Annotated in this window: 13 protein-coding genes and 1 pseudogene; 6 read left to right on the plus strand and 8 right to left on the minus strand. The window is 49.8% G+C overall.

Annotated features, from left to right (window positions below):
• Nucleotides 1–38: 38 nt before the first annotated feature.
• The 3 genes from N6G83_RS28055 to cmoB all read left to right on the plus strand — a co-directional run bounded on the left by N6G83_RS28055 (nucleotide 39) and on the right by cmoB (nucleotide 2,241).
• Entirely contained in the window at nucleotides 39–434 is a 396-nt protein-coding gene (locus N6G83_RS28055; RefSeq protein ID WP_024528726.1) for an MAPEG family protein, read from the plus strand.
• 95 nt (nucleotides 435–529) lie between these two features.
• The gene (gene cmoA / locus N6G83_RS28060) at nucleotides 530–1,273 is read left to right on the plus strand and encodes a carboxy-S-adenosyl-L-methionine synthase CmoA (protein ID WP_024528725.1); all 744 of its coding nucleotides are present in this window, start codon (nucleotides 530–532) and stop codon (nucleotides 1,271–1,273) included.
• Nucleotides 1,270–2,241: a tRNA 5-methoxyuridine(34)/uridine 5-oxyacetic acid(34) synthase CmoB gene (gene cmoB / locus N6G83_RS28065; protein ID WP_074028715.1), complete on the plus strand. Its 972-nt coding sequence runs from the start codon at nucleotides 1,270–1,272 to the stop codon at nucleotides 2,239–2,241. Before cmoA ends, cmoB begins: the two co-directional genes overlap by 4 nt.
• A 56-nt stretch (nucleotides 2,242–2,297) precedes the next feature.
• Here cmoB and N6G83_RS28070 read toward each other — a convergent pair whose 3' ends face one another.
• Nucleotides 2,298–2,798: a hypothetical protein gene (locus N6G83_RS28070; protein WP_211134576.1), complete on the minus strand. Its 501-nt coding sequence runs from the start codon at nucleotides 2,796–2,798 to the stop codon at nucleotides 2,298–2,300.
• A 379-nt stretch (nucleotides 2,799–3,177) separates the two neighbouring features.
• On the opposite strand from N6G83_RS28070, the gene N6G83_RS28075 reads away from it, so the two are divergent.
• On the plus strand, nucleotides 3,178–3,312 hold the full coding sequence (locus tag N6G83_RS28075) for a hypothetical protein (RefSeq protein WP_255519184.1): 135 nt from the start codon (nucleotides 3,178–3,180) through the stop codon (nucleotides 3,310–3,312).
• Nucleotides 3,313–3,562: 250 nt separating this feature from the next.
• Here N6G83_RS28075 and cutC read toward each other — a convergent pair whose 3' ends face one another.
• Together cutC and N6G83_RS28085 are read right to left on the minus strand one after the other, a co-directional pair.
• Nucleotides 3,563–4,309 carry a copper homeostasis protein CutC gene (gene cutC / locus N6G83_RS28080; protein WP_024530487.1) on the minus strand — a complete coding sequence of 249 codons (747 nt, stop codon included), beginning with the start codon at nucleotides 4,307–4,309 and terminating at the stop codon, nucleotides 3,563–3,565.
• Nucleotides 4,310–4,541: 232 nt separating this feature from the next.
• Nucleotides 4,542–5,111: a VOC family protein gene (locus N6G83_RS28085; protein WP_211134577.1), complete on the minus strand. Its 570-nt coding sequence runs from the start codon at nucleotides 5,109–5,111 to the stop codon at nucleotides 4,542–4,544.
• Nucleotides 5,112–5,970: 859 nt separating this feature from the next.
• On the opposite strand from N6G83_RS28085, the gene argS reads away from it, so the two are divergent.
• Nucleotides 5,971–7,701, plus strand: coding sequence for an arginine--tRNA ligase (gene argS, locus N6G83_RS28090; protein ID WP_024530485.1), 1,731 nt, complete (start codon nucleotides 5,971–5,973; stop codon nucleotides 7,699–7,701).
• 503 nt (nucleotides 7,702–8,204) lie between these two features.
• Here the strand turns inward: argS and N6G83_RS28095 are convergent.
• The 4 genes from N6G83_RS28095 to N6G83_RS28110 are packed head-to-tail and all read right to left on the minus strand — an operon-like array spanning nucleotide 8,205 to nucleotide 9,970.
• Nucleotides 8,205–8,459 carry a hypothetical protein gene (locus tag N6G83_RS28095; protein WP_139102415.1) on the minus strand — a complete coding sequence of 85 codons (255 nt, stop codon included), beginning with the start codon at nucleotides 8,457–8,459 and terminating at the stop codon, nucleotides 8,205–8,207.
• Complete coding sequence (locus N6G83_RS28100) at nucleotides 8,452–8,814, minus strand: nitrogen fixation protein NifS (RefSeq protein ID WP_074028709.1); 363 nt, start codon at nucleotides 8,812–8,814, stop codon at nucleotides 8,452–8,454. Before N6G83_RS28100 ends, N6G83_RS28095 begins: the two co-directional genes overlap by 8 nt.
• Nucleotides 8,804–9,481 (minus strand): hypothetical protein, encoded by a 678-nt coding sequence (locus N6G83_RS28105; RefSeq protein WP_211134578.1) that lies wholly within the window; start codon nucleotides 9,479–9,481, stop codon nucleotides 8,804–8,806. The genes N6G83_RS28100 and N6G83_RS28105 overlap by 11 nt, the downstream gene beginning before the upstream one ends.
• A 39-nt stretch (nucleotides 9,482–9,520) precedes the next feature.
• Nucleotides 9,521–9,970, minus strand: a complete 450-nt coding sequence (locus N6G83_RS28110) for a glycosyltransferase (RefSeq protein WP_211134579.1) — start codon at nucleotides 9,968–9,970, stop codon at nucleotides 9,521–9,523.
• 548 nt (nucleotides 9,971–10,518) lie between these two features.
• Between N6G83_RS28110 and N6G83_RS28115 the strand changes: the two are divergent.
• A pseudogene (locus N6G83_RS28115) lies at nucleotides 10,519–11,251 on the plus strand (transposase); the annotation flags it as partial.
• 209 nt (nucleotides 11,252–11,460) lie between these two features.
• On the opposite strand, the gene murJ reads toward N6G83_RS28115, so the two are convergent.
• A complete protein-coding gene (gene murJ, locus N6G83_RS28120) occupies nucleotides 11,461–12,996 on the minus strand; it encodes a murein biosynthesis integral membrane protein MurJ (protein WP_024530484.1) in 1,536 nt (511 codons plus the stop codon).
• Nucleotides 12,997–13,053 lie beyond the last annotated feature (57 nt).

A 13,053-nucleotide genomic window follows, 5' to 3' on the forward strand; every position in this document is an offset into this window, starting at 1 on the left:
ATGCTCGTTGCCAGATTTGGTTACGAATGGAGTTAAGAATGGTAAGCGCGCTCTATGTGGTGCTTGGCGCATTGTTGTTGATCAAACTCTCTTATGACGTGGTCAGGTTGAGAATGCAGTACCGGGTCGCTTATGGTGACGGCGGGTTCTATGAGCTGCAAACCGCGATACGCGTACACGGTAACGCCGTGGAGTACATCCCGATCGCCGCCATCCTGTTGGTGATCATGGAGATGAACGGTGCCGAAGTCTGGATGGTGCATCTGTGTGGTTTGCTGCTGATGGCAGGCCGACTGGTTCACTACTACGGTTTACGTAACCGTGAAGTCCGCTGGCGCCGTTCGGGTATGGCGGCTACTTATATTTCTCTGATACTGATGGTGATAGCCAATATCGTTTATCTGCCGTGGGACATTATCTTCAGTTTGCACTGATATCCCCTCTGCTCAGGCGGCCACGCCGCCTGCTTCTGCCTGCGCCGCTTTTCTGTTAGTATACGCCCCTTCGAATTCTGACCTGATTTGCCGCTATGCCAAACCGCGATACTCTTTTTTCCGCCCCGATCGCCAAACTGGGCGACTGGACCTTCGACGAGCGCGTTGCTGAAGTCTTCCCAGACATGATCCAGCGTTCCGTACCGGGCTACTCCAATATCATTTCGATGATTGGCATGCTGGCCGAACGCTTTGTCCAGCCATACAGCCGGGTGTATGACCTGGGGTGCTCGCTCGGCGCGGCCACGCTATCGATGCGCAGGAACATCAGCGTCGAAGGTTGTCAGATTATTGCGGTCGATAATTCCCCCGCGATGGTAGAGCGCTGCCGCCGCCATCTTGATGCGTTTCGCGCCGATACGCCAGTCGACGTCATTGAGGCGGACATTTTAGACATTACCATCGAAAACGCCTCGATGGTGGTATTGAACTTCACCCTACAGTTTCTTGAACCGGCCGATCGGCTGCGCCTGCTCGAACAGGTTTATCGCGGGCTACGTCCGGGCGGTGCCTTGGTGCTGTCAGAGAAATTCAGCTTTGAGGATACGGACGTCGGTGAACTGTTGTTCAACATGCACCACGACTTCAAACGAGCCAACGGCTACAGCGAATTGGAAATCAGCCAAAAGCGCAGCATGTTGGAAAACGTGATGCTGACCGATTCGGTCGAAGCGCATAAAGCGCGCCTCCGGCAAGCCGGTTTTGAACATGCAGAAGTCTGGTTCCAATGTTTCAACTTCGGCTCGTTGATCGCCCTGAAATCAGGAGAAACCGCATGATCGAGTTTGGAGACTTCTACCAGCGCATCGCCAAAAGCCCGCTGAGCCACTGGCTGGATACGCTGCCGGCACAAATCACCGCCTGGCAACGAGAATCGCTGCATGGCAAGTTCAAGCAGTGGTTCAATTCGGTAGAGCACCTACCTTCCCTCACGCCAACCCAGTTGGATTTATTGCATGGCGTGCGTGCCGAGATGGAACAACCGCTGTCACCTGGCCAGCTCGAAGGCATTGAGAAAATGCTGCGTACGTTGATGCCGTGGCGCAAAGGGCCTTTCTCACTTTACGGCATCGATATCGATACCGAATGGCACTCCGACTGGAAGTGGGATCGGGTGCTGCCTCATATCTCCCCGCTGGCTGGCCGGACCATTCTGGATGTGGGCTGCGGCAGCGGTTACCATCTGTGGCGCATGGTCGGTGCCGGAGCGCATCTGGCGGTAGGTATCGATCCGATGCAGCTGTTCCTGTGCCAGTTTGAAGCGGTACGTAAACTGCTGGGAGGCGATCAACGCGCCCATGTGTTGCCGTTGGGTATTGAACAACTGCCCGAGCTGGCCGCGTTCGACACCGTTTTCTCGATGGGTGTGCTTTATCACCGCCGCTCCCCGTTGGATCACCTGTATCAGTTGAAAAACCAACTGGTCTCCGAGGGCGAACTGGTGTTGGAAACGCTGGTTGTACCAGGCGATCGTCATCAGGTATTGGTGCCGGGCGACCGCTACGCGCAGATGCGTAACGTCTACTTTATTCCGTCTGCCGAAGCGCTGAAGTGCTGGCTGGAGAAATGCGGATTTGTGGACGTCAGGATTGCCGATATCTGCCCAACCAGCACCGAAGAACAGCGCCGCACTGACTGGATGACCAGCGAGTCACTGGCCGAGTTTCTCGATCCCAAAGATCCGAGCAAAACGGTTGAAGGCTACCCGGCACCGATCCGCGCCGTGCTGATCGCCAAAAAACCGTAAGCCTTAATCAACTCACTAAAAGGGCGTAGCAATGCTACGCCCTTTTAGTTGTATTGTTATTTTCTCAAAGCCTGTAGCAGATCCTTTTCAAACACTCCGCTGGATGAACACTCGAAAGGCTTGACCTTGTCGTTGCCATCTCCCGCCACTAGCCCCGCAACGCCATTGACTTGCACCATCACGTTAGTCCCTTCTCCAGCGCTAAAAATCTGCACCAGGATCCGGTAGGTCACATTCAGATTAGACGGCCCTGGCTGGTCTGAACAAATCAGATACAGGCTGGCCAGCTCGGCATCATTGCCCGTCGTGCCAACGATCCCCAGATGTGGGTCGACAACCGTGGCCTTTAACCCTTTCTGCACAAAAATTGCCTCGGCACGAGTTAACAGCTCATCCGGCTTACGGTTGCCTATCAAGGTGGGCTTCGCACCAGCAGTCGGCTCGCCAGCGGCAGTTTCAGCCGCACTGCCGGGCTGGTTACCGGTTTTAGTTGGGCCATACACCGAAACACAACCCGTCAATGCCAATGCCAGCAATAAAATTAAATATCTCATCATTCACCTGTAATACAGCGTGGCGCAAGCCGTTAACGACATGACAAGCCCAACAATCAGTAAATAACGCATCTCCCCCTCCTCCGTTAACGATAATAGGCCGCAACACAGCCCGATAATGAACAACAAACCAGCATTAACCACACAACATAAACTCTCATGTATCCTCCTGACCAAAAGCGGTTGATCTTGTTTCGTGCGGCTTGAGCACCAGCACCGACAAACGGTATCGTCTCGGCGGTTACGTGTCGCTTCCTGTCATGTGTGTCAACGCTGGCAATACAATCGCGGGAAAAACCAATCGGGGCTCAGCGTCCAGGGTTGAACGCTTTCACTGGTGTGGTAGACTGGACAAAATCCAACAAATTCATAAGGATGGTTAATGATAAGCGTTGACAGGCTGTTGATGGCATTGCTTACCATCATGGCTGGCATATGGCTCGCCGTCATATTCAATATCGGCGGCACCGTGCAAATGCTCTCGGCCATTTTTCACTGGGTGGAGAGCCTGCGATAAGCCACCGCTGCCAGTTACATTTTATCAATATTTAAACTTAAGACAGTGACTCATCGTTAACTAGAGTTAAAGTGTTGGTATCGCGCCAACACCAGTGAAGTATTGAACCTGTTTGCCCTGAGCACCTCTACCCTGTTCAGGGCTTTTTTTGCGCACAGAAGCAAAAAGCCCCGAATATTCGGGGCTTCAAACAGGGCTCACACCGTTGGGCCATTGCTAACGCTCTCAGCATGCGGCCCCTACTATCTCACTAGGCAGGAGTGAGCATGGCCAACGCGTTCTTCATCGCCTCGACCGTTTCACCATCCACGCAGTAGTGGCTGAATTCGTCAAACTCATTATCGGCACACATAGTGACACCCGCCTTACGGTAACGCATGGTGGAAGGTACCGTATGCCCGGCCGAGCTATGCAATTCCTGAATACCGATATCCACAAACTTATGCATATTGCTCAAACGGACACCTGCACCGGCCATGATCACCGGCCCCTTGCTGGCATGCACCAAGTCGCGCAAGAGCGGCAAGCCCAATTCGGCATTCTGCTGCTGCCCAGAGGTCAGAATGCGTGCCACGCCTAGCTGCGTCAGTTGCTCCAGCGCCACCATCGGGTTTTGACACATATCGAACGCGCGATGGAAGGTCACCGCCATATCACCGCTTAATTTCATCACCTCGCGCATCCGCGCAAGATCGATATGCCCTTCGTCGTCCAACATGCCGATTACCACACCGGCAAAACCCATCTCGCGGATTTGCGCCACGTCGTTCTTCATAATCTCGAAATCGACGGAGCTGTAACAGAAATCGCCCCCACGCGGCCGCACTATTGGATGAACGGGTATCGTTACCCGCTCCCGTGCCAGCCGTAACGAACCAAAGCTCGGCGTCAATCCGCCCTCACTCTGGCTAGCACACAATTCTATGCGGTCAGCGCCCGCATGCTCTGCTGTCATGGCACAGTCGACGCTATAGCAACAAACTTCCAGCTTCATTATTGTTACCCCCAGATAACGGTCAAAAATGCTACAGCAAACGTTCACCCATCGCCTATAAGCCACAGGATGAAAACCTGATAAAAGTCTTAACGGCACAAGGTGCTAACTATGGCACTCAATTTTGATGAATGGATCGATCGCAGTCACAGTGGCGGCGTTAAGTCTGATAAATAACGCGAACGCATCATTTTTCCCTGTAAGCCCCCATTCGAAACCGGCAACGAACGAAACGCTACGGTTTCGCCCGTTCACTGGCCACGATGTCACGAATATGATGCGGATGGAATTTGATGGTGACATTACCATCGGTGATCGCCAGAGTCGGATTGGCCAGGCGTTCGCCCTCACCTTTAGGTGAGCTCTGCTTAAGTTTGATGCCAGGTAGCAGCAAGGCTTCGTCCGCCAGATGTTCCAGGGCGCGAGCATACAGGGTAGAGGGATCGCCGCTTAGCACCAGCTCTACATGTTCCCATCCTTCATGCGGATAGCGCTTCTCACCGGGGTATGGCAGCTCGATACAATCAATCTGCCAAGGGCCAACCTTCAGTGGTTGACGGAGATCAAACAGGCAAATCGGCCTGCCGTTAATCATCGTTTCCGAAAGCAGCGATCCGCATTGCAGCAACCCCTGCCGCCAACGATCGGCGGTGCTGTTCTGATGGCAACGCAGCGAGATATGGTCTGCGATGAATTTTGCCAGCTCAAGATGAAGCCGTTGTGCAAACTGCTCCAGCGCCAGTTCAAAGCGAGGTAAATCCAGCGTCAGGTCGTTAAGTTCGGCGATCGATGACAAGGTAGTCATAAGTTTCTCAGGCTCTCCAGGATCTTTGGCAGGCCAATAATCTACACGTCGAATCGCCTGGAGGCTATGGATCAGAGAATAAAAACCTAACGGATGGACATAATGCTGTTTCTTTAGCGCTAGTGCCTATTTTAGGCCGAGTTATCCTTCAGGAAGCAAGAAATGATCAAGAATCATCTTAGTCCGCACTTAATTAAGCCACCATTAAAACCCTTAAGTTTCCCTAACGATTTGTCGTTTTACGCTTTCTCAAGGCCAATGTATAAAAATCGCTTGAAATGAAATTTACACCCCTCTCAAACACCGAGGTAACACAATGTTTTTATTATCAAAAAAAGATAATCATGCGAACAATCCTAAACAGCATTCTTATAATTGATTAGGTGACGTTAATAAGTTAGGTTAGGAGAGCATTTGATTTTGGATAAATAAACATGACCCTGTTAGGTATATCCCTTGTTTTAATAGCCATTGCTGGCTACGCGATTTATCGCCATTTCAAAACTCGCCAGAATAGTGTGTTACGCTCTGGACGAGGCAATAAAAAGCGTTAAAGCTACCATTAATCCGCTCCCATCAAACCAATGACCGCGGACGGTTTGATTCACCTGCTTACCATTTTGGCCTTCTCTTTTCCCTATCTTTCACCATGCCAGCCCGCGTCAACTACTGACGCGGTGCCGTCAATCGGTTACAATTGCAGGCTGTTTTGTGGTTGAGCGTCGTCTGCGATGTGTGGCGTCGTCCCTGCTGGACTGCAAGTTGTACGCCAAGGCGTTTTGCAGGCCAACAGAGTAAAACCACCTTTTGATCCGGAGGGCGTACTGCACGGCCCTCGTTTGTCATTTAAGGTAACCCGGTGAATATTCAGGCTCTTCTATCAGATAAGGTCAGCCAGGCGCTGATTGCCGCAGGTGCGCCTGCAGATTGCGAAGCTCAGGTTCGTCAGTCCGCGAAAGCACAGTTTGGTGACTATCAGGCCAACGGCGTGATGTCCGTTGCCAAAAAACTTGGTATGCCGCCACGACAACTGGCAGAGAAAGTCGTGCAACTGCTTGACCTGGGTGACATCAGCAGCAAAGTGGAAATTGCCGGCCCGGGCTTTATCAATATCTTCCTGAACAGCGAATGGGTTGCCCGTCAGGCCGATGCCACCCTGGGCGCAGCTAAGCTGGGCATTGCCCCCGTTAAGCCGCAAACCATCGTGATCGACTATTCTGCGCCCAACGTGGCGAAAGAAATGCACGTGGGCCACCTGCGCTCCACCATTATTGGCGATGCCGCTGCCCGTACCCAGGAATTCCTGGGCCATAAAGTGGTACGCGCCAACCATGTGGGCGACTGGGGTACCCAGTTCGGCATGCTGATCGCCTACCTGGAAAAGATGCAAAACGAGCACGCCAGCGATATGGGGCTGTCGGATCTGGAGCAATTTTACCGCGAAGCCAAGAAAAACTACGACGAAGACGAAGATTTCGCTCTGCGCGCCCGTGGTTATGTGGTCAAACTGCAAGGCGGCGACGAATATTGCCTGAAGATGTGGCGCAAGCTGGTGGACATCACCATGGCGCAGAACCAACTGACCTATAACCGTCTGAATGTCACCCTGACCGAAGATGACGTCATGGGCGAAAGCCTGTACAACGCCATGCTGCCGGGCATCGTTGCCGATCTCAAGGCGAAAGGCCTGGCGGTAGAAAGCGAAGGCGCCACCGTGGTGTTTCTGGACGAGTACAAAAATAAAGACGGCGATCCGATGGGTGTCATCATCCAGAAGAAAGATGGCGGTTACCTGTATACCACTACCGATATCGCCTGCGCCAAATACCGTTTCGAGACCCTGGGTGCCGACCGTGTTCTCTATTACATCGACTCGCGCCAGCATCAGCACCTGATGCAAGCCTGGACCATCGTGCGCAAAGCAGGTTACGTGCCAGACTCTGTCTCGCTGGAACACCACATGTTCGGCATGATGCTGGGGAAAGACGGCAAACCGTTCAAAACCCGTTCAGGCGGCACCATCAAACTTTCCGATCTGCTGGATGAAGCCGTTGAACGCGCCAGCAAACTGATTGCCGAGAAGAACCCGGATATGCCTGCCGACGAAATGCAGAACGTGGCTAACGCGGTCGGCATCGGTGCAGTGAAATATGCCGATCTGTCGAAAAGCCGTACCACGGACTACATCTTCGATTGGGATAACATGCTGACCTTCGAGGGCAACACCGCGCCGTATATGCAGTATGCCTATACTCGCGTTGCCTCGGTGTTCAAGCGTGCTGGCGTAGACGAAAGCAACCTGACGCTACCTTTGGTGATGACAGAAGAGCGTGAAATCGCGCTGGCAACTCGCCTGCTACAGTTCGAAGAAACCCTCACCGTGGTCGCCCGTGAAGGTACGCCGCACGTGATGTGTACCTATCTGTATGACCTGGCGGGGCTGTTCTCTGGCTTCTACGAGCATTGCCAGATCCTCAACGCCGAAAGCGAAGAGGCCCGTCAGAGCCGCCTGAAGTTGGCACTGCTGACCGCCAAAACGTTGAAAACCGGTCTGGATACGCTCGGGATCGAAACCGTCGAACGCATGTAACATGTAGGGACGCTGCATGCGCTCCCATCTAGCCTTTGTCATCAATCTGAAGAAGGTCGCGTTACCGACTTCTCAGATTGCTGACAAAGTTCTTATCTGACGATCAAAGCTTGACTCTACTAAAGCCAGTGCCAATAACGGACTGGCTTCCATATAAAAAACGCTCACTCATCAGTACCAATATGAACTCATGATCCTTGATGCTAATGACATCCCCAAGGACTTCTGATATGTACCATTGATACTATCATCAGCATTGCGCCTCCGCGCTGTTGGCGTGTATTTCAATAAGCCCAGTCGGTTTTAGCCTAATTGCTCAATTTCGCAGGATAGCTTAGTGTGTTTATCTTCCTCAATAGCTAGGTTGGTGGTTAGCCCGGCGAAAGGCCGGGCTAATATTGCAAAAAGTAGAATTGGTATTTATTTAAAATGGCATTCTGTTAGTCCACGAACCATTATTTAATATAATCCTATCAGTTTACGTTTGTTTGATTAGGCTCTTCTCAATTTCCCCATATGGGGTCAGACGATCCCATGTTACCTCCTACACAAGTTCCGGAACCTGTTGCTACAGAAGTACCTGGACCATAAAATCCACCAGGTAATGAACAACTATAGCCTAACCCATCCATAACTCCGGCCCAAACCCCTGCCGCTCCAGTTTCCCATTGCCCACTGCCACCACCACTGCCACCAACGGACATCAATTCAATTTCATCTGTTATTTCTCTTAAAACTAAATCATGATATTTATTCATTACTTATTTCCCTTATTCGTTTAACAACAGGGTTAATATTATTGCTCACATATTCCATTGTGCTAAGATAAATAATATTTTTTTTATCAAAACCATTACGATAGAACTGGAAGCGTAATCCGGGTGCGCAAACCAGTAATTGAGCATTTTGCTCTATAAGTTTCTCTATATCTGATTCAGTGTCATCCCGCTCAACGAGCCAGTTGAGATTTTTTTTATTTAGATAATCCTGCAAAGTTGTAATGTATTTATCTTCTTTGTAAAAACCGAACAAACCGCCACCTGCACCTTGGATAGGAGACCGACCAAATGTCGGGCTGGGCCTGTAAATAAAGTAAATTCTTTTACTTACCATTGTCACCCTCATAATTTAGTGTGTTTGTACTGTTCAAGTATTGATTAACAATCCCCGTGGAAAATCCATTATCCCTAACACTTAGCAATAGCTTTCTTGCCTGTTTCACCATACCAATCTCATTAAGATAAAATGAAAGCGCAGCATCAATATGTAACCCCTCTGAATGAATCATTCCTTCATGGACTTTTTTATTTTTTCTTTTATACTCTATAATTTCTTTGATTGATATTCTACACTTGCATTTCCATTTGAATAATTCATAAATAAGTTTATAGTAAAAACCATTGCTATTATAAGGAATGATAGCATCCATGAGTTCAATCACCTCATAAAATTCTTTATCATTATCCATCATACTTAGTTTTGCTTTCGCCATCAGATCAAGGATGGAAAAGGTATAGGCTTCCATCTTTATATTTGTCATGCTTAACGGTTCTAACTCTTCGCATTTTATTGCTTTCGCTAAGCCTTTATAAATTTCATCGGGTGGAGTCCCCTCGAAGCAGTCTCGGTAGTAAAAGAATTTCCAGCGAAGATACAAAGGCTCTTTAGATAAGTTTTTTAAATTCAGCCGTTTATTTCTATTATATTTTCCTTTGGCTTTTAAAACATCATGAGTATAACCATCGTGATTGATAATAATATCAACACTGATGTCGATCATCCTATTTTTGTCTTTTCGTCTCAACTCTTCATGGACATATCAAAAATAGAAAAAACCTCCGTTATTAGCAAATCCTCTTCGTATATCCTTTGATATATCACCATCATGATTTTTAATTTTAGGACAAATTGCAACAAGGTCTCTATTGTTATGGTTGTTTATTTTTACAAATATCTTTGAAACCTCATGCTTTGAAGAAACAACATATTCATCTGCATCAACAAAAAAAACATAATTAGATATTGACTTGCTTATGGCAAGATTCCTTGGTTTTGAAAAACTATCTTCCCATTCAGTATGAAATATTTTAACTCCATCAGCTAAATAGCCATTTAATATTTTAAGCGTATTATCTGTTGATCCTGTATCAACAACGATTATTTCTTGAAAAAGTGGAAGTAAGCTGTCGATGCAGCGAGCAATACAGCGCTCTTCATTTTTGACAATAATCGCCGCTGCTACTGTCACGTTGCTTTCAAAGTCATTCATTCAAGCCTCCCTTTATTGATTCCTATCGCCTTCCGTAGATGATATCTATTATCATTATCAATAACGCTGTGTGAAATACACATAAAAGCGCATTTTAAGGTCAAAAACGTGATGCGCTTCATGTTATTACGTTTTTTTTCTAACAATGAACACATCATTAACAGCTATTCTGACTTATAAAACTACTATCCTCCTAACGTCGAGCTCGCTATCCTTCATAAGCACATACCCAATTGAATATTGGTCAAAATACGCTATTTTAAGCAAAGCGATTTAGATCCCGACGTGAGTAATATTCGCAGTTATTAGCTTATTTAACCCCCTGTTCTCCATTGAAAATTTAATGGTATTCAAAAGTCTGGTTTCTACATGATCAACATAGTGTATGTGAAAGGATAATCCGTGCGTATTAACTAGGTATAAATAGGGTTACCGCCAACATTTTTTCAGCAATGGCAAGTGACATTAGTAACAATTTACATAAGCCTCAGGTTGCGTTAGCGCCCTCAGATTGCTGACAAAGTCAGTGAAAAAACGGACTGACTGCCATGCTTAAAGAACCCTCTCCCCAGCAATACCAGATTAAAACCATCCCCCATGATCAACTGGTTCTCGAAGACCATCTGGTGCGCAAAATTGATGCCGCCATCGATTTTGAATTTATCCGCGATGCCGTTGCTCACCTCTATTGCCCCTATAATGGCAGGCCCGCTATCGACCCCGTCGTCTGATTAAAATGATGCTGTTGGGCTACCTCTTCGGTGTTCCTTCCGAACGCCGTCTGGTCAAGGAAATCCAGACCATAGGGCAGGCTCTCAATGGCAGCATGGCAAACGGACGTGTGCTTTACACCGACAGTACTCATCTGAAAGCCGATGCCAACCCGTGCAAGGCCGTGAATGAACTGCGCCCTGAAGGTGTCAGTGAATACTTCACACAGTTGAATGATGCCGTGGAGGCCGACAGGAAGCAACGCGAAAAAAATCGCTGCCCGCCGTAAGAAAAGTCCCCAAAAATGACACGGTTAAAAACACCAAAATCAGCACCACCGCCCCGAAAAGCAGCTTCATGCACCGGGACAACAAGCCGAAGGGCTTCTTCAATCTGGACCATTCACGGTGGACGACAAGCACGGCATCATCTTGGATACAGGGCAACGTGCATGGCAGCCAGCCGTTCATCGGCAGGCTGGCGCGGCAGGTGGAGCGGTTCAGTCGTGATACGGTCACCGTGGGTGTGGATGCGGGTTATTTTACCTCGGTGGTGTGCCATCTGACGGAAGATGGCGCTGTTGGAGCTTCTTTATCGTCTTTATATGTGGCTGAACGAGGTTCAGGAGGAGCAGAAGGCTTCTATAGACGGGAAGCCAGGTCAACTGATGTGGTTATGGAAAAATATTGCGATCGCGACCTGCGGTCGCTAAAAAAGAAGAACCCCACCTGAAAAAGTGGGGTTAGTCAGCAGTCTGAGGTCGCATTAGCGGTTGGAAGTCAATCTACCCGCCGAGCAAAGTCTCTAGGGCGGAAACCAAGGATCCCCAACACCGCGAAGTAGGCCACAATCCCCGCAGCCACCACGACCGACAGACGCAGTAAACGAGCCAGCATATTGCCCTGATCCCATTCTGGCATCAGCCACATCACGCCAAGCAGTACCGCCGCCATCACCAGCACGGCAACCACCAGCTTGAACAGGAACATCGCCCAGCCGGGTTGCGGTTGGAAAATATCCTGCTTGCGCAGTTGCCAATACAGCAGAGAAGCATTCAGACAGGCTCCCAGACCAATCGATAACGAAAGCCCGGCATGCTTCAGTGGACCAATAAATATCAGGTTCATCACCTGAGTCAGGATCAGCGTAATGATGGCAATCTTGACCGGCGTTTTGATGTCCTGGCGCGAGTAGAAACCCGGTGCCAACACTTTCACCACGATCAGGCCCATCAAACCAACCGAATAGGCCACCAGCGCACGCTGGGTCATCGCCGCATCAAAGGCGGAGAACTTGCCGTACTGGAACAGCGAGACGGTTAGCGGCTTGGCCAGGATGCCTAACGCAATGGCACTCGGCAAAGCCAGCACAAAGCACAGACGCAGGCCCCAATCCATCAGGCGGTTATATTGGTCATGGTTACCGCTGGAGAAGCTCTTCGCCAAGGACGGTAGCAGGATGGTTCCCAATGCCACACCCAATACCCCAGACGGGAATTCCATCAGGCGGTCGGCATAATACATCCACGAAACCGAGCCGGAGACCAGGAACGAAGCGAAGATGGTGTTGATGATCAGCGAGATCTGGCTGACCGAAACCCCCAGTATCGCTGGCCCCATCTGGCGCATCACCCGCCATACGCCTGCGTCATTCAGCTTCAGGCGCGGCAATACCAGCATCCCAATTTTCTTGAGATGTGGCAATTGATAACCCAGTTGCAGCACGCCCCCAACTACCACCGCCCAGGCCAAAGCCAGCACCGGCGGATTGAAGTACGGTGCGGCAAACAGCGCAAAGCCGATCATGCTGACGTTCAACAGCGTTGGCGCAAAGGCCGGAATGGAGAAACGGTTCCAGGTGTTAAGGATCGCCCCCACCAGCGAGGCCAGCGAAATCAACAGGATATATGGGAAGGTGATACGTAACAGTGACGAGGTCAGGGCAAACTTATCCGGCGTATCAGTAAACCCCGGCGCCGTAATAAAAATCACCCAGGGCGCGGCCAGCATGCCAAGTACGGTCACTACCGCCAGTACCAGCGTCAACAGGCCGGAAACGTAGGCGACAAAGGTGCGCGTCGCCTCTTCCCCCTGCTGGCTTTTGTATTCCGCCAGGATCGGCACAAACGCCTGGGAGAAAGCCCCCTCAGCAAAGATGCGCCGTAAAAGGTTTGGCAGTTTGAACGCCACAAAGAAAGCATCCGTAGCCATCCCTGCCCCAAAAACGCGTGCCACAATGGCATCACGCGCAAAGCCCAGCACCCGTGAAAACATGGTCATCGAGCTAACGGCTGCCAGTGATTTAAGTAGATTCATGTGGTTATTCTGATGAGTACGACGGGTAAATATCAACGCCTGCATCGGCAGGCGTCA

Source organism: Serratia sp. PL7, assembly GCF_945957435.1.

What these genes read in the sequence shown, in the direction of transcription:
- N6G83_RS28055 (WP_024528726.1), top strand. Translation starts at nt 39, where the DNA reads ATGGTAAGCGCGCTCTATGTGGTGCTTGGCGCATTGTTGTTGATCAAA.
- cmoA (WP_024528725.1), top strand. Translation starts at nt 530, where the DNA reads ATGCCAAACCGCGATACTCTTTTTTCCGCCCCGATCGCCAAACTGGGC.
- cmoB (WP_074028715.1), top strand. Translation starts at nt 1,270, where the DNA reads ATGATCGAGTTTGGAGACTTCTACCAGCGCATCGCCAAAAGCCCGCTG.
- N6G83_RS28070 (WP_211134576.1), bottom strand. Translation starts at nt 2,798, where the DNA reads ATGATGAGATATTTAATTTTATTGCTGGCATTGGCATTGACGGGTTGT.
- N6G83_RS28075 (WP_255519184.1), top strand. Translation starts at nt 3,178, where the DNA reads ATGATAAGCGTTGACAGGCTGTTGATGGCATTGCTTACCATCATGGCT.
- N6G83_RS28085 (WP_211134577.1), bottom strand. Translation starts at nt 5,111, where the DNA reads ATGACTACCTTGTCATCGATCGCCGAACTTAACGACCTGACGCTGGAT.
- N6G83_RS28095 (WP_139102415.1), bottom strand. Translation starts at nt 8,459, where the DNA reads ATGAATAAATATCATGATTTAGTTTTAAGAGAAATAACAGATGAAATT.
- N6G83_RS28100 (WP_074028709.1), bottom strand. Translation starts at nt 8,814, where the DNA reads ATGGTAAGTAAAAGAATTTACTTTATTTACAGGCCCAGCCCGACATTT.
- N6G83_RS28105 (WP_211134578.1), bottom strand. Translation starts at nt 9,481, where the DNA reads ATGATCGACATCAGTGTTGATATTATTATCAATCACGATGGTTATACT.
- N6G83_RS28110 (WP_211134579.1), bottom strand. Translation starts at nt 9,970, where the DNA reads ATGAATGACTTTGAAAGCAACGTGACAGTAGCAGCGGCGATTATTGTC.
- murJ (WP_024530484.1), bottom strand. Translation starts at nt 12,996, where the DNA reads ATGAATCTACTTAAATCACTGGCAGCCGTTAGCTCGATGACCATGTTT.